The organism is Polynucleobacter yangtzensis, from assembly GCF_001595965.1.
GTDB lineage: Bacteria > Pseudomonadota > Gammaproteobacteria > Burkholderiales > Burkholderiaceae > Polynucleobacter > Polynucleobacter yangtzensis.
On record NZ_LOJI01000001.1, the window covers coordinates 590,362 to 611,840 of the forward strand.

At 44.0% G+C, this 21,479-nt stretch carries 24 protein-coding genes and 1 pseudogene; 13 read left to right on the forward strand and 12 right to left on the reverse strand.

Going from position 1 to position 21,479, the window contains the following annotated elements; genetic code table 11:
* Positions 1 to 11 precede the first annotated feature (11 nt).
* Both JaK3_RS03135 and JaK3_RS10570 read right to left on the reverse strand, forming a co-directional pair.
* Entirely contained in the window at positions 12 to 1,379 is a 1,368-nt protein-coding gene (locus JaK3_RS03135) for an undecaprenyl-phosphate glucose phosphotransferase (RefSeq protein ID WP_068320574.1), read from the reverse strand.
* A gap of 68 nt (positions 1,380 to 1,447) precedes the next feature.
* A complete protein-coding gene (locus tag JaK3_RS10570; RefSeq protein ID WP_161484696.1) occupies positions 1,448 to 1,849 on the reverse strand; it encodes a hypothetical protein in 402 nt (133 codons plus the stop codon).
* Positions 1,850 to 2,875: 1,026 nt separating this feature from the next.
* Here JaK3_RS10570 and JaK3_RS03145 point away from each other — a divergent pair.
* Complete coding sequence (locus JaK3_RS03145) at positions 2,876 to 3,730, forward strand: Wzz/FepE/Etk N-terminal domain-containing protein (RefSeq protein ID WP_068320578.1); 855 nt, start codon at positions 2,876 to 2,878, stop codon at positions 3,728 to 3,730.
* A 317-nt stretch (positions 3,731 to 4,047) separates the two neighbouring features.
* Here JaK3_RS03145 and JaK3_RS03150 read toward each other — a convergent pair whose 3' ends face one another.
* Both JaK3_RS03150 and JaK3_RS03155 read right to left on the reverse strand, forming a co-directional pair.
* Positions 4,048 to 5,127, reverse strand: a complete 1,080-nt coding sequence (locus tag JaK3_RS03150) for an MraY family glycosyltransferase (protein WP_068320580.1) — start codon at positions 5,125 to 5,127, stop codon at positions 4,048 to 4,050.
* A 105-nt stretch (positions 5,128 to 5,232) separates the two neighbouring features.
* Positions 5,233 to 6,264 (reverse strand): calcium:cation antiporter, encoded by a 1,032-nt coding sequence (locus JaK3_RS03155; RefSeq protein ID WP_068320582.1) that lies wholly within the window; start codon positions 6,262 to 6,264, stop codon positions 5,233 to 5,235.
* 148 nt (positions 6,265 to 6,412) lie between these two features.
* On the opposite strand from JaK3_RS03155, the gene JaK3_RS03160 reads away from it, so the two are divergent.
* Positions 6,413 to 6,775, forward strand: a complete 363-nt coding sequence (locus JaK3_RS03160) for a sirohydrochlorin chelatase (protein WP_068320583.1) — start codon at positions 6,413 to 6,415, stop codon at positions 6,773 to 6,775.
* Here the strand turns inward: JaK3_RS03160 and cobA are convergent.
* The 4 genes from cobA to JaK3_RS03180 all read right to left on the reverse strand — a co-directional run bounded on the left by cobA (position 6,698) and on the right by JaK3_RS03180 (position 10,439).
* Positions 6,698 to 7,576, reverse strand: coding sequence for a uroporphyrinogen-III C-methyltransferase (cobA, locus tag JaK3_RS03165; RefSeq protein WP_068320584.1), 879 nt, complete (start codon positions 7,574 to 7,576; stop codon positions 6,698 to 6,700). The two genes, JaK3_RS03160 and cobA, sit on opposite strands and share 78 nt — an antisense overlap.
* A gap of 20 nt (positions 7,577 to 7,596) precedes the next feature.
* A complete protein-coding gene (locus tag JaK3_RS03170) occupies positions 7,597 to 8,181 on the reverse strand; it encodes a DUF934 domain-containing protein (RefSeq protein WP_068320587.1) in 585 nt (194 codons plus the stop codon).
* A complete protein-coding gene (locus JaK3_RS03175) occupies positions 8,178 to 9,926 on the reverse strand; it encodes a nitrite/sulfite reductase (RefSeq protein WP_068320589.1) in 1,749 nt (582 codons plus the stop codon). Before JaK3_RS03175 ends, JaK3_RS03170 begins: the two co-directional genes overlap by 4 nt.
* A gap of 165 nt (positions 9,927 to 10,091) precedes the next feature.
* On the reverse strand, positions 10,092 to 10,439 hold the full coding sequence (locus tag JaK3_RS03180) for a hypothetical protein (protein ID WP_068320591.1): 348 nt from the start codon (positions 10,437 to 10,439) through the stop codon (positions 10,092 to 10,094).
* A 765-nt stretch (positions 10,440 to 11,204) separates the two neighbouring features.
* Here JaK3_RS03180 and JaK3_RS03190 point away from each other — a divergent pair.
* From JaK3_RS03190 to JaK3_RS03210, 5 genes are all read left to right on the forward strand, one after another.
* Positions 11,205 to 12,017 carry an acyltransferase family protein gene (locus JaK3_RS03190; RefSeq protein WP_082786351.1) on the forward strand — a complete coding sequence of 271 codons (813 nt, stop codon included), beginning with the start codon at positions 11,205 to 11,207 and terminating at the stop codon, positions 12,015 to 12,017.
* An 18-nt stretch (positions 12,018 to 12,035) separates the two neighbouring features.
* Positions 12,036 to 13,229 carry an acyltransferase family protein gene (locus JaK3_RS03195; protein ID WP_150114189.1) on the forward strand — a complete coding sequence of 398 codons (1,194 nt, stop codon included), beginning with the start codon at positions 12,036 to 12,038 and terminating at the stop codon, positions 13,227 to 13,229.
* Between the two features lie 243 nt (positions 13,230 to 13,472).
* Positions 13,473 to 13,787 (forward strand): hypothetical protein, encoded by a 315-nt coding sequence (locus tag JaK3_RS03200; protein WP_068320600.1) that lies wholly within the window; start codon positions 13,473 to 13,475, stop codon positions 13,785 to 13,787.
* 75 nt (positions 13,788 to 13,862) lie between these two features.
* On the forward strand, positions 13,863 to 14,354 hold the full coding sequence (locus JaK3_RS10830; RefSeq protein WP_068320602.1) for a helix-turn-helix domain-containing protein: 492 nt from the start codon (positions 13,863 to 13,865) through the stop codon (positions 14,352 to 14,354).
* 39 nt (positions 14,355 to 14,393) lie between these two features.
* Positions 14,394 to 15,071 (forward strand): nucleotidyl transferase AbiEii/AbiGii toxin family protein, encoded by a 678-nt coding sequence (locus JaK3_RS03210; protein ID WP_420865682.1) that lies wholly within the window; start codon positions 14,394 to 14,396, stop codon positions 15,069 to 15,071.
* Positions 15,072 to 15,082: 11 nt separating this feature from the next.
* On the opposite strand, the gene JaK3_RS03215 is transcribed toward JaK3_RS03210, so the two are convergent.
* Positions 15,083 to 15,454: a hypothetical protein gene (locus JaK3_RS03215; RefSeq protein ID WP_068320606.1), complete on the reverse strand. Its 372-nt coding sequence runs from the start codon at positions 15,452 to 15,454 to the stop codon at positions 15,083 to 15,085.
* Positions 15,455 to 15,458: 4 nt separating this feature from the next.
* Entirely contained in the window at positions 15,459 to 15,683 is a 225-nt protein-coding gene (locus JaK3_RS03220; RefSeq protein WP_068320610.1) for a hypothetical protein, read from the reverse strand.
* A gap of 184 nt (positions 15,684 to 15,867) precedes the next feature.
* Here JaK3_RS03220 and JaK3_RS03225 point away from each other — a divergent pair, with 184 nt between their 5' ends.
* The 3 genes from JaK3_RS03225 (at position 15,868) to JaK3_RS03235 (ending at position 17,754) form a co-directional block, all read left to right on the forward strand.
* Positions 15,868 to 16,446: an HdeD family acid-resistance protein gene (locus JaK3_RS03225; protein ID WP_068320612.1), complete on the forward strand. Its 579-nt coding sequence runs from the start codon at positions 15,868 to 15,870 to the stop codon at positions 16,444 to 16,446.
* A gap of 63 nt (positions 16,447 to 16,509) precedes the next feature.
* Positions 16,510 to 16,689, forward strand: a complete 180-nt coding sequence (locus JaK3_RS03230; RefSeq protein ID WP_068320614.1) for a hypothetical protein — start codon at positions 16,510 to 16,512, stop codon at positions 16,687 to 16,689.
* A 3-nt stretch (positions 16,690 to 16,692) separates the two neighbouring features.
* Positions 16,693 to 17,754 (forward strand): acyltransferase family protein, encoded by a 1,062-nt coding sequence (locus tag JaK3_RS03235; RefSeq protein ID WP_068320616.1) that lies wholly within the window; start codon positions 16,693 to 16,695, stop codon positions 17,752 to 17,754.
* Between the two features lie 12 nt (positions 17,755 to 17,766).
* Here the strand turns inward: JaK3_RS03235 and yjgA are convergent, their stop codons facing one another.
* Both yjgA and JaK3_RS10485 read right to left on the reverse strand, forming a co-directional pair.
* On the reverse strand, positions 17,767 to 18,294 hold the full coding sequence (yjgA, locus tag JaK3_RS03240; RefSeq protein WP_068320618.1) for a ribosome biogenesis factor YjgA: 528 nt from the start codon (positions 18,292 to 18,294) through the stop codon (positions 17,767 to 17,769).
* Positions 18,258 to 18,551, reverse strand: coding sequence for a helix-turn-helix domain-containing protein (locus tag JaK3_RS10485; protein ID WP_082786352.1), 294 nt, complete (start codon positions 18,549 to 18,551; stop codon positions 18,258 to 18,260). Before JaK3_RS10485 ends, yjgA begins: the two co-directional genes overlap by 37 nt.
* Before the next feature lie 113 nt (positions 18,552 to 18,664).
* Here JaK3_RS10485 and JaK3_RS03245 point away from each other — a divergent pair, with 113 nt between their 5' ends.
* The 3 genes and pseudogenes from JaK3_RS03245 to JaK3_RS10835 all read left to right on the forward strand — a co-directional run.
* Positions 18,665 to 20,290 (forward strand): GMC family oxidoreductase, encoded by a 1,626-nt coding sequence (locus JaK3_RS03245; RefSeq protein ID WP_068320620.1) that lies wholly within the window; start codon positions 18,665 to 18,667, stop codon positions 20,288 to 20,290.
* Positions 20,291 to 20,312: 22 nt separating this feature from the next.
* Positions 20,313 to 21,200: an EamA family transporter gene (locus JaK3_RS03250; RefSeq protein WP_205627489.1), complete on the forward strand. Its 888-nt coding sequence runs from the start codon at positions 20,313 to 20,315 to the stop codon at positions 21,198 to 21,200.
* 144 nt (positions 21,201 to 21,344) lie between these two features.
* Positions 21,345 to 21,479, forward strand: a pseudogene (locus tag JaK3_RS10835) (ABC transporter substrate-binding protein); the annotation flags it as partial.

The following is a 21,479-nucleotide window of genomic DNA, read 5'->3' on the forward strand; positions in this document are numbered from 1 at the left end:
GTTCGCGTAATTTAGTATGCGGTCTTAGCGGTAAAGCCGTTAAAGACCGTCATAAAAATGATCTTAAGATCAAGCCAGATAGACCAATGATTAATGTAGTAAAGATCGTAATCAATCCTAGATTTCATTTTATCTAGGGTTTCTGTCTCGCCACGTAAGCCATTGACCTGTGCCCAACCTGTGATTCCGGGTTTAACTTTGTGTCTCAGCATGTAACCTTCAATTAACTGCCGATACTCTTCATTGTGAGCAATAGCATGAGGTCTGGGGCCAACTATTGACATGGTGCCTTGCAGTACGTTCCAAAATTGAGGTAATTCATCTAGAGATGTTTTTCTTAGGAGGCGGCCTAAAGTGGTGATGCGTGGATCATCTTTCGATGCTTGAATTATCACCGCGCCATCATCCATGCTTTTCATCGTTCTAAATTTGAGGACTTGAATGACTTCGCCATTTAGGCCATACCGACGTTGCTTGAATAATACGGGGCCTTTGGAGCTGAGCTTAACGGCGATTGCAATAACCAACATGAGGGGGAGGGCAAATAAAAAAATAATACTTCCAAGAACAATATCCTCCAGCTTTTTCAAGAGCCAATAACTCCCATAGAACGGGTGATCATTGACCGTGATCATGGGGATATTGCCTAGTGTTACCCAGCCAGCATCAAAAGCGTTATACAAAAACAGTTGGGGAACGATATAGACAGAAGCGGTGGAGTCTGACAAGCCACTAATAACTCTGCGAGTAGCCTCTGGATTTTTTTCTGCGTTTGTAATGAATACATAATCAATGTGTTTTTGATTGATGCGTTCTAGTAGTTCTTCATAGCCCTCAGTGGTTCCAGTGTGTGCTAGCCCAGTCCAAGGTGTTTGGTTTATTTTTTGCTGAAGCAAGCGACCATTTTCAGCGTTGCCGTAAATAATGTAAGTTCTGGCATTTGCTCCTTGGGTGCGCATGAGGCGTAAGCCTAAATAAATTGCTAAACGTTCTGCGATTAATAGAATGGGAGTCATTACTAGCCAACTAACAATAATGACTCGAGAGAAAACGCTTGATGACTTTGTTAGGAATGCTAGAGCAATTAATAGGAAGGCAACGATAAGCCATGACCCAATAATTTTTCCGGCAATCTGCAGATAACTTTCTAAGCGAGCTGAGCGATATACGGATCGAAATTCAGCAACCAGCAAAAATAAGACGGCGCTAATTGCGGAAAGATATTGATATAAATCTTCCTGAGAAGAATCAATAGGGTAGATGTGACATAAAACTTTAAGACTAAGCCAGATGAGCGCGGCATCCAGGATGCGATTAAGCGAGGAGAGCTCGCTGCTAAATTGCCGAATATGCCCTGATTGACCAGATGATGTGCCCATAGAAGCCAATTATCACAAATATCTCATGGTCACACCACTTATATAGCAACCCAAATGCGCGGCCAAGCTTATTTTGGATTGGAATTGATGAGGTCGTTGTTGGGTTTAGTGCTTGAAGCGTGCTTTAGATTTGCAAGTATGACCTCAGAAATTGCACCAATTGCTAGCAATAGCAAAAATGGTTGTCTTTCACCCTCAGGCACAACCGAGGTATTCATGATTAAAAAGTTTGGAATAGCAACAGCCATCAGAAAGAGTCCAATCCTTTGCTCCTTTGAGATGACGCACAGCACTCTGTAGAAAATATAAGCAACCAAAATTACAGCAGCTAGCAGCGCCCAAAATCCAGAGAGTCTATGAATATCGGCAAAGAAATTATGGAACCATTGCAATGAATCCCATGGCGGCGGCCCAACCTCAATCCTTTGGAAAGGATTAGCAAATAAATGATTGGTCCAAAATTGAAACATTTCAAATCGAGCATCACTTAGCAAGTTTCGGTTGACGGGGCGATGCAAGAGTTGAATGCCTAGTAATTTATCTATTAACAATAGGGATGGATAAATCGCCAATAAAGTTATTAATATCAAGCTTGGCCGCCATGCTCTAATCAGCAATAAAAAAATGCTCACAATGACGGGGGCCATCAAAAAACAAACAACAAAGTAAGAGCGTTGCCCAATGGCTAATGCTGATATGAGGGAAAGGATTAATCCGATGACGCCAATTGGCCAAAACCACCGAGGTCTTAGGTTTGAATTTAATATCAAACCAGATATAAAAACAATTGGGAAAAGGCAGAGTAGGTTGGCAATTCCAGGGGTGTTGATGTATTGAGTTGATCCTGTAATGAGATAACGAATGTCTATTACACGGCCATAAAAGGGTGGTTTTGCTAAAAGTCCAGTGATGCCAATAGTAAAAAGGCAGAATAAAAGTGCGCCAAAAGAAAAATACCAAATGAAGTTAATAAGGTCACTATTTTTACTAAGACAGCTAACCCAAAATATCGTAAGGGCGGATAAAGTGAATAAAACACTGAAATAGCCCCAAGGCATTTTTAGGATTTCGGGATGATAGGGGATATAAAAACCACGGTAGCAGCATGCAAACACGATTAAAAGCCCGGCAAAAATCCAAAATCCTGGCCAATTCCATAAGCGTCGCTTGTTTTGCCAAAATGGTTCGAAACCTAGATTGGTTATCGTGAAGGCGCTAAGAGCTAAGCCAAGTCCAAGGAGTGGATACACCCCAAGCCCTAGAATTAACGGAATAAGGCAAAGAGCGCTGGCGTAATTAAATTGAGTAGATGGTTTCAAGGGGATGGGGGGTAGACTGCAACAAAATGAGGGTTTTGCGAAAACCAAGGAGTTAAGTAGAACTTAAATATTTTCAGATATCAGCGAGTTTTTTAAGTCAATTTATATATCTTTTATAATAATATCAATGATGCTGCAAAGCAGCAAACTTAGATAAAAAGAGCTCCAAATATTAAAATGCAATTTTCCCATTCAAGCAGTCAGCAGAACGACCCCGGTGATTCTGAAATCTCCTTCGTTGACATCCTATGCTTTCTCAAAAGCGCCTGGAAAACCATCGGCGCTTTTGCAGTATTGGGCCTGATAGGTGCAATAACTTACCTCGTGGTAACGCCCCCAATGTACGAGGCCAGCGCCCAAATCCGCATGGCGCAAATCTCCCAAGTGAACCCCGCAAACCCTTTTGGCACGAACGTCGAGGATCCGATCTCCCTGATCGCGCGCATGCAGTTCCCCACCAATTACTCTGAGCAGGTTATCCGTAGCTGTGGCTACCAAGATAGACCACAAGCTGCCCTAGCACTCTCTAAGGCAGTAAAACTAGCCATCCCCAAAGGCGTCGCCAATACCGTAGAGCTCAAAATCCTCGCCCCCAGCCAGCAATTTGCTGCAAGCTGCGCCCAGGCGATCTTCACGCAAATTAACCGAATGCAAGAAGAGTTTTCCCAAGTATTTGTGGAAGAAGCCAAGCTCAAGCTAGCCGCGGACAACGAGCGCATCGAGGCGGCCCGAAAGTTGATCGCTAGGGCTGACCAGTCGGGTAGCGCCATGTCGGCGGCTTACTTATCCGCGCGCGATGAGCTCTCTTACTTTTTGACCGACCGCGAAAAGATGCTCGATCTCATTAACTCGGTCAAGAGCCGCGGCACACGCCTCGATGCCCCGATCTATGCCTCAGACAAACCCGTCTCTCCTAAAAAGGCGATTAGCCTTGCGGCAGGCCTCTTAGGTGGACTCTTCTTGGGGATGCTGATCGCACTGGGGCGTAAGGTGCTTGGCAAGCTCATGGGCGAAGCAAGGGGCGCGTTGTGATGTGTGGTGCTACCCAAAGAATGGCATGGGATCGGGCAATCTCATACATCTTTTTCAGCAATGACTGACATTCATAAATCAATTCCTGTTTTAGGCTGGAGGATTCAAAATCTGAGGGGGTGCGATGCTGTCGATAGAGTATGTCCATAAACGAGTGAAGCTATTTCGAATTGAGCTAAGATTCCTAATGATTGCCTCTTTTTTAGTGATCATCCTAATTTGGCAAATTCTTCGCGTTTTGATGGCGATTAAATAATGGAAGCGCTACTCATGTTATATTTTTTATTGAAAACGCTTCTGAAATATTTCTTAGCGCTTTAAAAATGCATCCAGTAGGGAGTTTTGAATGTCACTATACGCTTATAGAGCCAAATATAAGAAATAGTAAACACAGCGAAGCTGGCGACAAGAAATGGGGTTGATTCCCAAAATAATACTGCTGGAACAATCGCTAATGTGCTAAGGATCCAAAGGTAGGGGGCCGTCTTAGAATTAGCATTAAACCAATCCAATTCATTTTTGATAGAGGAGTGATTAAGAATTCTTCTAAATATTAGCGAATGAATGTGTATTCCATCGGGGTGCCCTGGGTTCTTGCCTTGGTGAAATTTTCTTCTGTAAATCGTAAATAGCGTTTCCATAATTGGGTAAGCATTGACCATTACCGCAAACCATGGCGAAACTTCTGGATGTCGATTGACGAGAAGAATGCTTAGAGTCCCAATCCAAAATCCAATCAGGTAAGCGCCGCCATCTCCAAGGAAAATGAGACCCTTTGGGTAATTGAGTAAGAAAAAGCCCAAGATAGCGGCGGCCATTGAAAAACTCAAAAAGTATATGAATGGGTCATCAAATTTGATGCCTATGTAACCAATGGCTATCAGGGTGATGATGCCCACCATACTGGATAAGCCATTAAAGCCATCGATGATGTTATAAGCATTGGCCAATCCGGTGATAGCAAAAATAGTAAAAATTATTGAGATGGCTGGCACTGTGAGCGCTAAATCAATGCCAGGAAAATCTAGTCTGGTGATTTGTGCATTCAAAAAGAGGCAGGTAAGTAAGGCGCCAAAGGCGGTAAAAATGAGGCGAATGCGAACACTAATTTTTTTGGTTAGATCTTCTGTTAAGCCAATACCAAAAGCGGGTATTGCGCAAAATAGCATGAGAATTTTTCCCATTCCATCAACGTTACTTTGATGGTTTATTGAAATGGAGACAAAAAGACCGAGCCCAATGGCCAATCCACCTATTCTTGGGACGGCCGCCGTATGAAATTTCTGTGGACCACTAAAGTCTTGATCTCCACTAATTACCCCATGTAATTTTTGGGTACAAAGAATCAGGATTGTGACAAGAAAGGAGGTAAAAAAGGCCGCTAATAAACTGAGCATAAATCCATTATAAATACTAATATGGTTGTTTTAGTTATTTCCCGGTTATTTTCTCGATTGATCATGTGACAGTTCAGCAGATTGAGATTTTCGCTAAGGATTGGCTCAAGGCACCAAACTTAAAAATAAATACTCAAAGAAGATAATTAGGTGCACCACACCTTGTAATAGGGTGGTTCTGCCAATAGCCAGCGTGAGCGCCCCAATAAAGAAGGTCAGGTACATCAGCGTCATATTTAAATCGCTAATACCAAGGCTTAAAGGCAAGTTAAAGAAAATAGCAATTGCTGCAATTGTCGGAATGGATAGTCCAATACTCGCTAGCGCTGACCCCAAAGCTAAGTTCAGGCTGCTTTGAAGGCGGTTTGCCTTGGCGGCTCTCACAGCCGCAAAACCTTCTGGCAAGAGCACTAGCATCGCAATCGCAATACCAACAATCGTTTTGGGTGCTCCTGCTGCTTTAACACCTGCTTCTATCGCAGGGCTCAATAACTCGGCAAGACCCACAACCACAATCAAAGACAGAATGAGCAATGCAACGCTGACAGCGGTTTTGAGATTGCTTGGCTTTTGCGCATGAAAGTTAATGTCGGTTTTCTTATCTTCCGCTTTGGGTAGGTAGTAGTCGCGATGGCTGACTGTTTGAAAGAATAAGAACGCTGCATAAAGAGCAAAAGAGGCAATGCCCGCAAAAGCCAGTTGACTCTTAGTAAAGTCTGGGCCAGGTGTGCTGGTAGTCACAATTGGCATTACCAAAATGAATGTAGCCAATGCGGTGAGTACTGCTAATGCAGAGTTGGTGCCTTCGTTTCGGAAAGTCATTTCATGATGATGAAGGCCGCCAATAAAGATGCATAAACCAATCACACCATTAATCACAATCATCACAGTTGCAAAGACGGCATCTCTAGCAATGAACTGCGAGCCATCGTGACCTGAGAGCATCATCGAGATGATTAAAGAGACTTCAATGATGGTGACGCTAATGGCTAGGATGAGAGCGCCGTAAGGCTCACCTGTTTTATGAGCAACTACCTCGGCATGGTGCACGGCTGAAAGTACGCCGCCAATAAGTGCTACTGCCATCAAGGCAACAAACCAGGTTTGACCGCTAAGCTCACTAAGTAATGTTGTCATGTGCGCCAATGATATAAATAATTAATTTGTAAATAATCTTGGGAATGGTTACTTATCAAAATAAACGGATATCTTGAAAAGCAATTAATATGACTTAATTATCCAATGATTAATCTGTTTTATAGCGATTTCTGAAGAATTCATCAAAATGAAAGCAATCATCCTCTTTGGCCATGGTGCCCGTGATGTGCGTTGGCGTGAGCCATTTGATCGCTTAGCTCAGCTATGGCGCTCTCAAAACGCTAATGTCCCTGTAGAGCTCGCTTTCCTAGAAATGATGCAACCATCCTTAGAAGAGGCTGTGAGTGCTCTAAGTCTTGGTGGCGCCACGCAAATCACCGTTGTGCCGGTCTTTTTTGGTCAAGGTGGTCATTTGCGTAATGATTTCCCAGTGCTGCTAGATGCATGTAGAGCTAAATTTCCAGCAATTGCTTTAAGCGCGACGCCGGCTGTTGGCGAGGATTTGGCAGTCTTGCAGGCTATTGTGGATTTCGGGGCTAGAGCTCTTTAAATTTTCACTGGAATGACTTAAGGCTGCACCGATCATAATCAGTGCAGGCGAGCTGCTATCAAACCAATCATCTGCTTTACCGTCCGCTAACTCTTGAAGGGTGCTACTCCATAGTCTTTCTTTTGGGGTGGAAACCGCTTCTAAAATATGCACCGGTGTAGTGGCTTGGTGAGGTTGATTTTGCTGAATCAATTGTCTTGCAATCTGCGATGCATCTTTGCGTCCCATGTAATACACCAAAGTATCTGCGTTGGGATTGGTGACGGGGTTGATTATTGGGTTGATGGTTTGATTATTTCCCGAATAACTTTCATCGGCTTTCAATTGATTAGTATTGTCTGTGCCTTGCGCCAAGGTAATAAAAGCGACACTTCTACTCACCCCGCGCAGGGTTAAGGATTGCTGTAGGCTAGCTGCCCCCGCTAGTGCGGCGGTAATGCCAGGTACAACTTCTATCTCAATCCCCGCTTGTTTGAGAGCGGTGATTTCTTCATCGGCACGCCCAAAGAGCATAGGATCACCACCCTTAAGGCGCACAATCACTTGATGTTTTTGGGCGGCATCCACTAAGCGCTTATTAATGAAATGCTGAGCAGAAGACAGCTTGCCGCAGCGTTTACCAACGGCGACATGTTCTGCCTGTGGGCACAGGGATAACATCTCAGGGTCAACTAATGCGTCATGGAAAACGATATCTGCTTTGGCTAGTAACTTCGCACCACGCACAGTAATCAGATCAACTGCGCCAGGGCCAGCACCAACCAAATAGACTTTACCGAGACTTGGGAAATTACTTTTCATGAAAATGGTTTCTTGCGCTCTTAATGGGTGACTAGAAAGCTTCTCTTATTGCGCCAGCTATTCTGGGTGGTAACAGAGAACAAATCGAATTGTTTGATCGCAACATTTAAGCTCTGGTCTGGACGCAAGGCAAAACTATCAAAACCAACACGAGCACCTTGCAAGAGTTGGTCAATGAGTACATCACCAATCGCGCGAATCTCACCAGTCCAGGTAAAGCGATCACGCAAGAGGGCTGCAGTGCTAAAACTTCTACCATCTCTAAAGATTGGGAAGTGTGCTGCCACTAAAGGCCAAACCGATTTACCTTCTTCAATCAACTCCGCATGCTTCAGAATATCGTCATCGGCAGCAAACCAGACGCCAATTTGGCCAGCTTTAGCTTTAGATTGAACATCTACTTCCTTATGGTGCTGTATCCACCAAGCAAATGGCACCAATACATTATGAGCGCCATGCTCTAAATCTGGCAGGCCACCTTCATCTTGGCTGCCATTCCAGATTTGCCATTCATTTGGGGCTAGTGTTGGCTTGCCACCTTTGGGGAAGTGCAGAATCTGCTCGTGCGCAGCAATGGTGTTGGTATTTGCTTCTGCTTGACTCATGGTGTCACTCCAGTAGCGCTGTTACTTTCTACCTCTGCATTGCTTTTCTTAGCGTGCTCTTTCTTATTTTTATAAGCAGCTTCCTTGAAAGGCGTTACACCAAGACGGCGATAGCTAGCAATAAAGGATTCATCTTCGGTGCGCTCTTTGACGTAGGTATTGATGATGTTGGTCATCACATCCGGAATCTCATCGGCATAGAAAGACGGGCCAATCACCTTGCCAATGGCGGCATTGTTGCCTTGCTCTCCGCCCAGGGTGATTTGGTACCACTCTTCACCGTCTTTATCGACACCGAGTACGCCGATATTGCCCACATGATGATGGCCACACGAATTAATGCATCCAGAAATGTTTAAGCTGATATCGCCTAAATCAAATAAGTAATCTAGATCATCAAAACGTTCTTGAATGGCTTTAGCAATCGGTAAAGACTTGGCATTAGCCAGGGAGCAAAAATCACCACCAGGGCAAGCAATGATGTCAGTGAGCAAGCCCACGTTTGGCAGGGCCACCTTTTGTTTTTTGGCTTCTTGCCAGAGCTCATACAGTTTAGCTTGCTCAACATCCGCTAGTACCAAGTTTTGTTCGTGAGTGGCGCGTAATTCACCAAAGCTATATTGATCAGCAAGGTCAGCAATCGCTAGCATCTGTGCAGTAGTAGCATCGCCAGGCGCAACCGTGCCATGAGGCTTGAGTGACAAAATCACGCTAGCGTAACCAGGCACCTGATGTGGTTTGACGTTACGCTCTAACCATTTTGCAAAGGCAGTTTGCATGGCTTGGTCAGCATCAATTGCTATTGCAATCACTTGCTCTGTTGTCAAAGCAGGTAAAGCTTTATATGCAGGCTTAGTGAAGTGCTTGGCAACACGCTCCCACTCTGCTTGAGTAAAGTTGTCATCACTATTTTTGAGGTGTAGCCATTCACCTTCCACTTGGCGGGCAAATTCTTCTGGGCCTAAGGCCTTTACCAAGATCTTGATACGAGCCTTATAAAGATTGTCTCTGCGGCCAAAGCGGTTGTAAACGCGCAGCAATGCAGTGAGGTAGCTTGGGAGTAATTGCCAAGGCAAGCTTTGTTTAATGAGGGAGCCCAAAATAGGGGTGCGACCCATGCCGCCACCTGCGTAAATATCGGCGGTTAGTTCACCATTGTTGATATTGGGATTTTTCTTGAGCTCAATACCGACGTCATGGCAAAGCAATACCGTGCGATCTTCTTTGGCGCCATTGACTGCAAACTTAAACTTGCGTGGCAAGTGTGCAAACTCTGGATGCAGTGTTGACCATTGACGTAAGAGTTCGCAAATCGGACGAGTATCAACATATTCATCTGCGGCAACACCTGCAAAGGCATCACTCGTAATGTTGCGAATACAGTTGCCTGAAGTTTGAATAGCATGCATCTCTACTTTGGCAAGCTCAGCCAAAATATCCGGAGTGTCTTCTAGCGTGACCCAGTTGTACTGAATGTTCTGACGGGTAGTGAAGTGACCATAACCACGATCATATTTTTCAGAAATGAGGGCGAGTGTGCGCAGTTGTTTAGCGCTCAATAAGCCATAAGGAATGGCAACGCGAAGCATGTATGCATGGCGTTGGTGATACAGGCCATTTTGCAGACGCAAAGGACGGAATTCTTCTTCGGCCAGGCTGCCGTCCAAACGGCGGGCAACCTGATCACGAAATTGGGCAACCCGTTGATCTACAAGGGTTTGATCGATAGCATCATATTTATACATAGGTATGGATTGTCATGGGTTTTCAATATTCCTCAAAATACTGAAAAATTGATCCTATATAACTTAAATGCATATAGATTATTTAGGTTTTCCAGGCTATTTATCCTGTTCCTGTTCAGATGTGTAATTTAAGCCAAGAAAAAAGCCCCTTTTGGGGCTTTTGATTTATGCGACTTTTGCTAGTTTTTGTGTTGCGGCCCTTTTCTTTTCGGCTTTTTGTCGCTCAAGCTGTTCTTGAGCAATCATTTTGTATTCCCCCTCTACAAAGCGCTTTAACGCCTCACGCATTAGTGGCTGATAACCCATTTCATATTTCACGCCTAAAAGCTTAAGCGCATCAATTAAATCCTTATTTAACCGAATCGAAATCATTTGCAATCCAAGGGCCTCATCCATTTCAGAGGCAACCTTGCTAGAAGCAACGACTGCGTGATCTAGGCTTTGACCAAGCTCACCGTTCTCCCACGCCTCTGGAGTGTCTGCAATTTCAGTTGCAACTTGTTTGGTGCTCATTTGTGTCCTCATTTTAAATAAATTTAGCGATTACTTAGCGTTTTTGTATATACTTAATTCTACTTCATTTGGTGGATATGCCGTTCTTAAGTACACATTACCAGCCTTGAAAACGCAAACTACCTTTAGTTTTACGCACTGGTGATTTTCTGCAATAAACCAATAGGTTGGCGGGTTTGTCTTATTGTGGGCCCTATCATCCTCAATGTACCTGTTATCAATATGATTAAAGAAGCACTCCTCTACATCCACTCTTCGTATTTGATGCTTATCCCAAATGTGAGCTAACACCTGCTCGCTAATTATTAAATTTTTCATTCGTAGCCTAATGAATTTGTATATACAAAATTAATTGTAATTCAATAATTAGAGCAATACAAATTTTTCTAGGATTTAGCTGCAGTTAGTCAAAAAGACATCAGTATTTCCACTTAGGCACCCAAAAACCCTGTTTTGCTGGTTTTTTATTGCTTCCTTTTTGTAAAGCCCCAGCATTACCCCCCTTTTTTTTACATGGTCTCTTTAGGGTGTTTGCCGTGCTCCAGAGCTGCTCAAGTGGGCTTCTAGCTTTAAATGGCTGCGAATACAGCAAAAATAAACGGCTACACAAAATGTAATGTTTATTGGATTTCTAGATAAAAAATAGGCGGGTAATAGCCTTCTAAGCCATATTTTATATAGGACGAAGCCTGGGGCTAAAAACCCCGCCAACCATAGCCACAATCTGGGGCTCCTTTTGTGTATTCTCAATGATTATTAGAACTTTTGACACCCAAGTCGTCTTTGAAAGATACCCACAACAGCACCCATATCTTGGCTTATAGGCCAGATATTGATGGATTGAGAGCCTTAGCAGTTTTGCTGGTGCTCATCTATCACGCCTTTCCCAAGTGGGCTCATGGCGGGTTTATTGGTGTCGACATCTTTTTTGTCATTTCGGGATTTTTGATCACTTCAATCATTTTGAAGGGGCTCTCCACCAATACATTTAGTTTTGTTTGGTTCTACTGCAAACGCATCATTCGGATCTTTCCGGCGTTGCTATTGATATTGGCAAGTTCGATTCTACTGGGATGGATTTTTCTTTTCCCATCTGAATTACAAATCCTCGGTAAACATCTTATTTCAGCGGTGGGGTTTTTCTCCAACTTCACTTATCTCAGTGAGGCTGGTTATTTTGATAGTCGCGCTGTAGAGAAACCACTCTTGCATTTATGGTCCCTAGCCATTGAAGAGCAGTTTTATATCATCTGGCCTTTAATTCTATGGCTGGGATATAAGTGCAAGCTGCGCATTGACATTCTGATTGTGGCGTTGTGGGTAATATCATTTGCGATCAATATTGATTATGCTCATCACTCACCGGTATTGGATTTCTACTCACCTCAATCGCGTTTTTGGGAGTTGTTGACGGGCGCATATATTGCAAACCTTGCTTCAAGTCGAAATGGTGCAGGGCGAATTCAACTTCCTAGCTGGGCAAGCTATTCGCTGCCACAAATAGTATCAATCTTGGGCTTTGCGATGCTCGTTGTTGGCGTGACGGTGACCTATGCGCATAGCCGCTTTCCAGCTTGACTCGCGCTACTGCCTGTATTGGGCGCAACACTATTGATTGCTGCGGGTCCACGCGCTTGGATTAATCAATACTTCTTGGCTAGCCGCCCGATGGTGGCATTGGGCTTAATTAGCTACCCACTATATCTATGGCATTGGATCTTGCTCTCATACGCTCAGATCTGGGGTCCAGTATTTGTTGTGCAAAGATTGATGCTGGTTGCTTTGTCAGTCCTTCTTGCTTGGCTCACGTATCTGTTCATTGAGAAACCGCTGCGCAATAACGACTCCGTCAAACAGAAAGCATTGGTATTGCTTTTAGGTATGGCTATCGTTTTAGCTTGTGCCTTAGTGTTCAGTAAAAATGGCTTTGAAAAAAGACCGCTCAATCAAATCACTCAATTTGAGTTTTCTGGTGAAGATGGTGGTAATGGTGGATTTCAGGAAGATGGTTGTGGACTATCTGACTCGAGCCTCAATCATTTCTTTGCCAGCTGTTTGCAAGATCGGCGTGAGCCTGCGCAGTTTGCATTGATAGGCGATAGTCACGCGACATCACTCTGGCCTGGCTTGATTCGTACCTCAGTACCGCAATATCGCTGGCTCACTATTAATGGGCCTGGCGGCCCCCAGAATATGCGACCTTATCTCTCAAATGCTCGGCAGAATGTATCCGCTAAAGATTCCGTATATACCGATAAAGCGGTTGAGCAGCTGATCGCCAATCCCAATATCAAAGTGGTACTCCTCACGTTCTCAAGCAACAGTCTTTTGCCTTCTATGGCTGATGCCAGTGAATACGACCAAGCCGAGGCTTATAAAGGTCTAGATAGTGTTGTCACTAAACTCATTAGTAACCATAAAAAAGTAGTGTTACTGGTAGACAATCCACACCTAGCGGCGCCGCAAGATTGCTTTCATCGCAAAGTAGGAATTTCTGTTCTGGATAACTTTAATCAGATTGAGCCAGCCTGTGAAATGCCAATTGATCAATATCTAGCATTTACAGCAAAGTACCGAGCAGTACTAAACAAGCTTGCCTTGGCTCACCCAAATGCAGTGTATGTATTTGATGCAACACCTTATCTTTGTTCTAAAGAAGAGGGTGTGTGCTCATATCAAAAAGAGGGTAGAAGAATGTACTCTTACGGAGCCCATGTGTCTGACTATGCTGCAGGCAAAGTAGGCGAGCCGCTCAATCAATATCTTACCGGTATCGTTAGTGGGAAATAAATAAACCAGTATTAGTTTTGCTAAAGATTGAATGAATGTGCAGAGTTCATAACATGCAAAATCGTCATTAGTAGCTTGTAAAATTTTTTACCCCAGCCCCATCATTTGAATAGGGTTTTACAATTCTTTAAAATAAACGCAGTCACTAAGCATGACTGCGTTTTTTATTGCCTAGCAATTTCCCAATTTCACTAAGGAGCTCGACATGATGTAACTAATTAATAAAAGTATGAGGAGTTTTTCATGTCGAGAACTTATAGACGCAAAAATCAACAACATGAATATGCTTGGGTCTTGAAAGACTGGAAGGCCTTTTTTAGTGGCGGATCTACTATTCGTCATAGCCCTAAATCTGTAGCCGGTCGAAAAGCAATTGCGATCTTTCATTCAGATACACAAGTCACTATGGGTAGCTCTGCGCCCCGCTGGTATCGGAAGGCGTTTGAGCATCGTCGCAGAACGAGAAATAACCGAGTCATGAGGCTTTGGTTGATGGGTTTGGCGGACCCCATTTTTGAGGCTCGCCACAGGCATGATGCCAACTGGTCATGGTGGTAGTGTCTGGGAGGCGGTTATTTAAATATGTTTCTTATAATTTACAATTATTAATTAATGTATATAATAAGAAACATTATGAATGATTTCCTGGGCAAAAAAGCCACTCAGAACCCACCTTCTCTTCTGCGTTTGGGTGGCCAAATAACGGCTAGAAGAAAGGTTTTGGGGATTCGCGCTCAGGTTTGTGCTGAAGTAGCGGGCATTTCAAGAGTGACATTGCATCGCATTGAAAAGGGGGAGCCTAGTGTCAGCATGGGCGCTTATTTGCAGGTTTGTGAGGCGCTCGGTTTGCATTTAGCTTTGATGCCTTTAGGCTCCCTTCAGGGAGAGGCTACTAAAGATTATGTTCAGAATTCTGAAATGCCTCATATTCGGATTAAAGACTTTCCGCAACTAAAAGCCTTAGCGTGGCAGCTAAAAGATGACGAGTATTTAACTGATGCTGAAGCGGTATCGATCTATGAGCGAAATAAGCGCTTCTTGGATTTGGATAATCTGCAAAGACATGAGCGAGCGTTGATACAAAGATTGGTTGATACAAGAGGCATGGAGCAATTACTTGTTTAAAAGAAACACCACCAGGTTATTGCAGATATTCTTCGGCAGATCAATGGAGATCTGCTGAGAGATCATCATTGTTATTTTGGTGGCGGCACAGCAATTGCTTTGTCGCAAGATGAATATCGCGAGTCTGTTGATATTGATTTTCTGATCTCTGATAAAGAGCATTATCGAGAGTTGCGGAATTTGCTAACGGATTCTCAGGGTATTTATGCGATTGCCAAAAATGGAGCCAAATTAATCTTGGCCAGAGATATTAAGGCCGATCAGTACGGCATTCGCTCGGTCATTCAATCTGGAGACGTGCGGGTGAAATTTGAGATCGTCTTGGAGGGGAGGATTGCTTTTGAGAAACCGGACCCCCAAGATCAAATCGAAGGCATTACTACGCTAACAAGAATGGATTTGCTTGCCAGTAAATTATTGGCTAATTCCGATCGATGGAATGATGAGGCAGTTTTTAGTAGAGATCTTATTGATTTGGTAATGCTTAACCCAGAAAAAGCAGAGTTAAAAAATGCTCTTGAGAAGTCATTTGATGCATACGGAAATAGTATTCATAAAGACCTTCAGAAGGCCATAGATGAACTGCTATCTCGTGAGGGGAAGCTAGAAAAATCAATCAAAAATTTGCAGATACATTTGCCTAAAGCACTGTTGTGGCAAAAGCTGAAAGATTTGAAGTCAATCCACCTTGCCTACTTAGAGAAGCAGGGCGGCTAACTTTTAGGGCATCAAAGCCCGTTTTCGCGATAGTGCCTGTAGAGGTTTGCAATAGAAGCAAAGCCTAGCACCACAATTAAGACTGCAAATAAGTACTCAGTTGTGAGATAGGTGTAGGCGCCCATCTGCACTAGAACTGCAGCAATAACGAATGCGGCAATCGAGCCAAACGCCACCAACTTAAAATTAGGTACGAAAGCCCCTAAGGTAATAGCAATAAATACGATGTAGAGATCAGAGACGAGTTGGTCTGCTGTAATAAAGATGCTATTCGTAAGTTCTGGATTGGTCATTTTCCCCAAAACGGCGATCATCAAAATAGACGCCAGGATTGCAAAGTTGAGCTTTGCTTTGAGAAGAATGGTCTTGAATTGATCGCCCATAGCTTTATGAGGCGCTGCCGTTAAATACCATGCTGATGCCAATCCACAAAATAATAAAAGCAATCAAGATAGTTGAGCCAATTTTTTTGAGAAAGTATTCCAAGCTATCCATGTAGACCTCATCACCTCTGCCGAAATAATGGTCAAAGCGTTTCCAGTAAAGACGCCCTACAACTAGCGGTAAAAGTATCGCGACGATACCTAAAATAACGGTCAGAGTGTTGTCCATGCTAAAACTTTCTTTGCTAACAATCTCATTAGATTGGCTGTAAAAGAGTAAAGAATACCCTTTTTTGTACTGCACTCTCCCAAGGGGTGGCTAAGAGTCAGCTAAACAGCTTAATTCTTGGTTAAATAGGGTTTGTTGATACAGTAGAGGCTATTTTGCAATTACCTCACTAGAAAGCAACAAGATGGCCGAACTCAACACAGCACAAATAAATGAAATCCGCACAAAAGTATTAGGTGCTGCCGCCAAGATTCCAGGGGCCTTAATTGGTCTAGGCATTTTATTCATCGTGCTGGGTATGATTGGCATTGCTGGTCAAACACTGTTTTCATTTGTAACGATCAATGTCTTGGGCATCTTTTTGTTTGCTGGCGGCATCTTGCAAGGTGCTCATGCCCTCAAGTCACACGGTTGGAAAAGCGTAGGTGTACAGCTCGTACTCGCGGCACTTTATATTGCTGCAGCAATCTTTACTTGGGCTTTCCCAATTCCTGCGCTTGAAGCAATTACTCTCTGGTTGGCCGCAATCTTTTTTGTTACAGGCGCCTTGCGTTTGATCTCTGCATTTCAGCATCGTCACTTCCGCGAATCGTTCTGGTTAGTAGTTTCTTCAGCGCTTTCTATTCTGATGGGCGTACTTATCATGAGTGGCTATCCTGAATCTAGCCTCTGGCTTCCTGGTATGTTGATTGCAATTGAGCTCTTATTGCAAGGCTGGTCATTATTATTTATGGGCTTAGCAGCACGCTCACTAATTAAATAAATTAATAGCAAATTAGTTGATATAGATTTATAGAGTAGAAATATAGGATAAAAAGTCTGCATCATGGCAATGAAAAAAACCGATCTCTATAAGAACTTGGCTTTGAAAACTGCGCAGGGAATGAAGAACGCTGCTAAGTCTCCTAAGCCAGGCTCGGCTGAAGCCGCAGCAAAGTCTAAAAAAGAGCTAGCGGGTGCAAATCCCTTGCTAGCTTCTTTGATGGGCAAATCCAAGTCAAAGTAATTTTTGAAGAAAGCAGCCCCGCTTTTTCTGATTGATTCTTTAAAGGTCTTTGCGGCCTTATTAATCATCCTGCATCATCTTTCTAGTTATGGGCAAATTGCGGAAGATGCGCGTCGTGTTCTTCCAGATCTCATGACTTGGCTGTTTGAGTATGGCCGTTATGCGGTGCAAATCTTTTTGGTGATGGCGGGCTATCTTGCGGCTCAGTCTTTAAGTCGCTATGCCAATATCCAATTTAGCGCCAATGGTTTACTCAGGCTGATATTGAATCGCTACCTTCGTTTATTCGCCCCCTATGCTGCCGCGCTTATTTTTACTATTGCCTGCGCCTACATTGCGCGCTTCTGGGTCAACGATGAGTTTGTTGGCCAATCAGAAACCCTTGCGCAATTTTTGGCGCACCTCTTTTTTATCCAAGGAATCTTGGGCTTAGATTCCATTTCTGCTGGAGCTTGGTATATCGCAATTGACTGGCAGTTGTATTCAGTACTAGCAATCTTGTTTGTCTCTTTTCCGAGATATCAGGCGTTAATTTGGTTGATCAGTGTATTGGCTGTGAGCTCTCTATTATTTTTTAATCGCTCTGGTGACTATGAAGCCTATTTCATTTACTTTATTGGATCCTACGGCTTAGGTGTTTTAGCGTATTTAGCGAGCCGCTTTGAGGACCCGAGAATCAAGCGCTTAGCGAAGGTGGCATTGATTTTGATTGGCTTGATTATTGCAGCCGCTTCGATTCAGCAGGTATGGCTTAGAAACATTCTCGCTTGGTTTGTGGCGCTTGCTTTGTACTTATGGGGTGACGCTCAATATCCTAAAGAAATTGTTCAAAAGAGTATTGGCAAAGCAATTGCCTGGGGAAGTCAGCGCTCATATTGCGCTTTCTTAATTCACTTCGCATTTATCCTGCTGGCAAGCACGCTCTACATTGCATCCGGTTTGTATGCTCACGAAAGTGGCGCATTGGCTATTGCATTAATGTTGGTAGTTGTAATAACTAGCGTGATTGCAGCCAACTATGTTTATCGCTGGATAGAAGTTCCAGCGAATAAGCTTAAGATCTAAGGCAAGCTAAGCTTAGAGACCCATATCTTTGAGAACGCGGAAGATCTCACGATAAGCTTTAGGCGGTTTGTTTTGCTCTTTCTCTTTACGCGCATTCCGAATCAAGGTGCGCATATTCTGAATATCCATATCGGGATATTGTTCGATCATCTTAGTAAATGCTTCGTCGTTCGCAATCAATCTATCGCGATAGCTTTCTAGAAAATGTAGCTTAGCAGTTTCAGCTTTGCTAACACCCTGAATGGCATCTAAACGTCTCTGAATGGCATCTAACTCTTCTGCATCCAGAAAGCGCATGAGTTTGCCAAGATATTGTTTGTGACGACGAATTGCCTCAAAACTTTTAATCTTGTTGGTTTCCGCAATAGCGGCTTTGATGGCCTCATCCAAAGGAATCGTTTTGAGGGCATCGCTACTCAAAGCGGCTAAAACTTCAGCCAGTTTCTGGCGTTCGGTCATTTGCCGCTTTAGCTCTGACTTGCTGGGACCCTCATCAGCCTCAACTAGCTTTGGAGTGCGATTCTTCTCGTTAATATGCATATGGCTATTTTAGACGGGTATTGAACTTTAGCTATTCTTTGCTTGTTTTTTTGTTTTAATAGCTTCAGATCGGCACTGGAAAACAATTGGTTTCTGCCAATGATTGAAGACGGCTTTAATTTTCCAGTCTGAACGTATCTTCGCAAAGTGGGAATAGAGATTTCTAAAAACTCTGCAGCTTCTTCAGCCGAAAAGGTGGCGCTTCTTAAGTGGTCAAATACTTCCTTATGGCTCAAGTTTGATTCATCAGAGGGCATTAGCTTACCTAGATCAATATTGATAATTTCTTTGTGAAGTACTACTTGGTGTATTAAGAGTGATTTTAGTAAATAATAGAGACCATTAACTAAAACAGGTATTTGTTAAGAACATGACTCAAACAAACACTTACGACTACATCATCATCGGAGCGGGCAGTGCTGGCTGCATGTTGGCTAAGCGTTTGACCGAAAACCCTAGCAAGAAAGTCCTGCTGATTGAAGCCGGCAAGAACGACAACTACATCTGGATTCATATTCCGGTTGGTTACTTATATTGCATTGATAACCCAAGAGCAGATTGGCGATTTAAGACTGCTAACGAAAAAGGACTGAACGGTAGATCTTTGCTTTACCCTCGGGGCAGAGTATTAGGTGGCTGTTCATCCATCAACGGCATGATCTATATGCGTGGTCAAGCAGGTGACTACGAATCTTGGGTGCAAGCAACGGGTGATGATTCTTGGTCTTGGGAAAATGCACTCAAGCGTTATATGTCATTCGAGGATTACCACAGTGCTGCTAATCAATGGCACAGCAAAGGTGGCGAGTGGACTGTATCTAAGCAACGCTTGCGTTGGCCCATCATGGATCGTTTTAAGGATGCTGCTGTACAGGCTGGCATTCCAGCATCTGATGACTTCAACCGTGGCGATAACTTTGGTGTAGGCTACTTCGATGTGAGTCAACGTGCTGGTTGGCGTTTAAATACTTCAAAGGCATTTTTAAGGGATGCTGCTAAGCGTAGCAACCTCACCATCATTACTGAAGCGGTAGTGAATAAACTCAAGATTGATCCTGTAACTAAAAATTGTTACGGTGTTGAGTACATTAAGAATGGTCAGACATGTGAGGCCTTGTGTGCCATTGAGCAGGGCGGTGAAGTTTTGCTGAGTGGTGGTGCAATTGGTAGCGTGCAAATTCTGGAGCGCTCTGGCATTGGATCAGCGGCACACCTCAATCTATTAGGTATCCCAGTGATTGCCGATCTACCAGGCGTAGGTGAGAATCTGCAAGATCATTTGCAATTGCGTATGGTGTACAAAGTCAATGGCATCAAGACTTTAAACACCAAAGCCAACACGCTCTGGGGCAAGATGATGATTGGCTTGGAGTATGTATTGAAGCGCTCTGGGCCGATGTCGATGGCGCCCTCACAGCTCGGTGCATTTGCATACAGTTCGCCTGAGCAAAAAAGTGCAAACGTGGAATATCACGTGCAGCCTTTGTCCTTAGAGAAGTTTGGTGAAGACTTGCATTCGTTTAATGCATTTACTGCGAGCGTTTGTAATTTACGTCCCACTTCACGCGGTAGTGTGCACATCAATTCAATTGATCCAGAAGCGCCACCGGTTATTAGTCCTAATTACTTGTCAACAGATGAGGACCGCAAAGTAGCGGCAGAATCATTGCGCTTAACTCGCAAGATTGTGGAGCAAGCTGCGCTTGCCCCTTTTGCTCCAGAAGAATACAAGCCTGGTGTGCAGTACCAAACCGATGAAGAACTGGTAAAGGCAGCGGGTGATATTGGCACTACGATCTTTCATCCGGTGGGTACTTGCAAGATGGGGCGCGCAGATGATCCGATGGCCGTACTTGACTCCCAACTCCGTGTGAGAGGTATTCATCATCTACGTGTAGTCGATGCTTCAGCGATGCCGACGATTACATCAGGCAACACTGCTGCGCCAACGATGATGATTGCAGAACGCGTAGCAGAACTACTTACGCGTGAATAACATTTCGCAAAAAAGCTACTCATTGCCAGCGAGTCATTTATTGCTGGCACTAGCCATTGTGGCGGTGTGGGGTACTAACTTTGTAGTGATTAAGTTATCCCTCCATTCTTTTCCGCCTTTCTTATTTGCTGCACTTCGTTACACGTTTGCTTTTCTGCCTTTGGCACTTTTCTTTCCCATACCCAAAGTCTCATGGATCAATCTCTGTATTTATGGAGTTGCAGTGGGAGTGGGGCAGTTCGGAGTTCTGTACTTTGCGATCGATGGTCGCATCTCCCCGGGTCTCGCTTCCTTAGTTATTCAAACGCAGGTATTTTTTACTATCGGCTTTGCCATGTTCTTTGCCAAAGAGCGTTTGCGAACTTATCAAACAATAGCGCTGCTGGTGGCCATCGTAGGTTTGGTAGTTATTGCGCTGCACACTGATGCCAGCACTACTTTTCTCGGTCTTGCCTTGGTCGTATTCGCCGGTCTCTCCTGGGGGGTAGCTAATACGGTTAGTCGCAGGGCGGGCTCGATCAACATGCTGTCCTATGTAGTTTGGGCAAGTGGATTCGCTATTCCACCCTTATTTGTCATGTCCTATCTATTTGAGGGTGGCTGGAGTCACATGAGTAGTTCATTAGCCATGGCACCTGTGGGGGCTTGGGCTGGTGTTTTATGGCAATCCTGGGCCAACACCCTCTTTGGTTATGGGGCTTGGGCCTGGTTGCTCTCCAAGCACCCTGCAGCGGTTGTGGCGCCTGCACCCTTATTGGTGCCTATCTTTGGCATGGGAGCTGCCGCTTATTTCCTGGCTGAACCATTGCCCCCATGGAAGATCGAGGCGGCGGGGTTAGTGATCGCTGGCTTGATAGTGAATTTATTTTGGCCAAGCATTGAACTCAAACTCAAACGGCATTTTTCTTAAGAGTTTTCTCCCCTAGAAGCTAATGTAAAACCCTAATAGATGCCCCTTTTTTTGCCTTTGTATTAACAGTAAGATAACTGTTCGTTTGTGTTTTACCTATAAAAAAGTATTTATTCATTAGCAATTTTTAGTCATGGAGACTTTATGAACATTCGTCGTCACATTTTTGCAGTAGCCGCTACTGCAATGCTTGCAACCGGTGCTTACGCTGCCGATATCAAACTGGGTGTTTCAGGACCTTTCACCGGCGGCTCCGCTTCTATGGGTGTGAGTATGCGT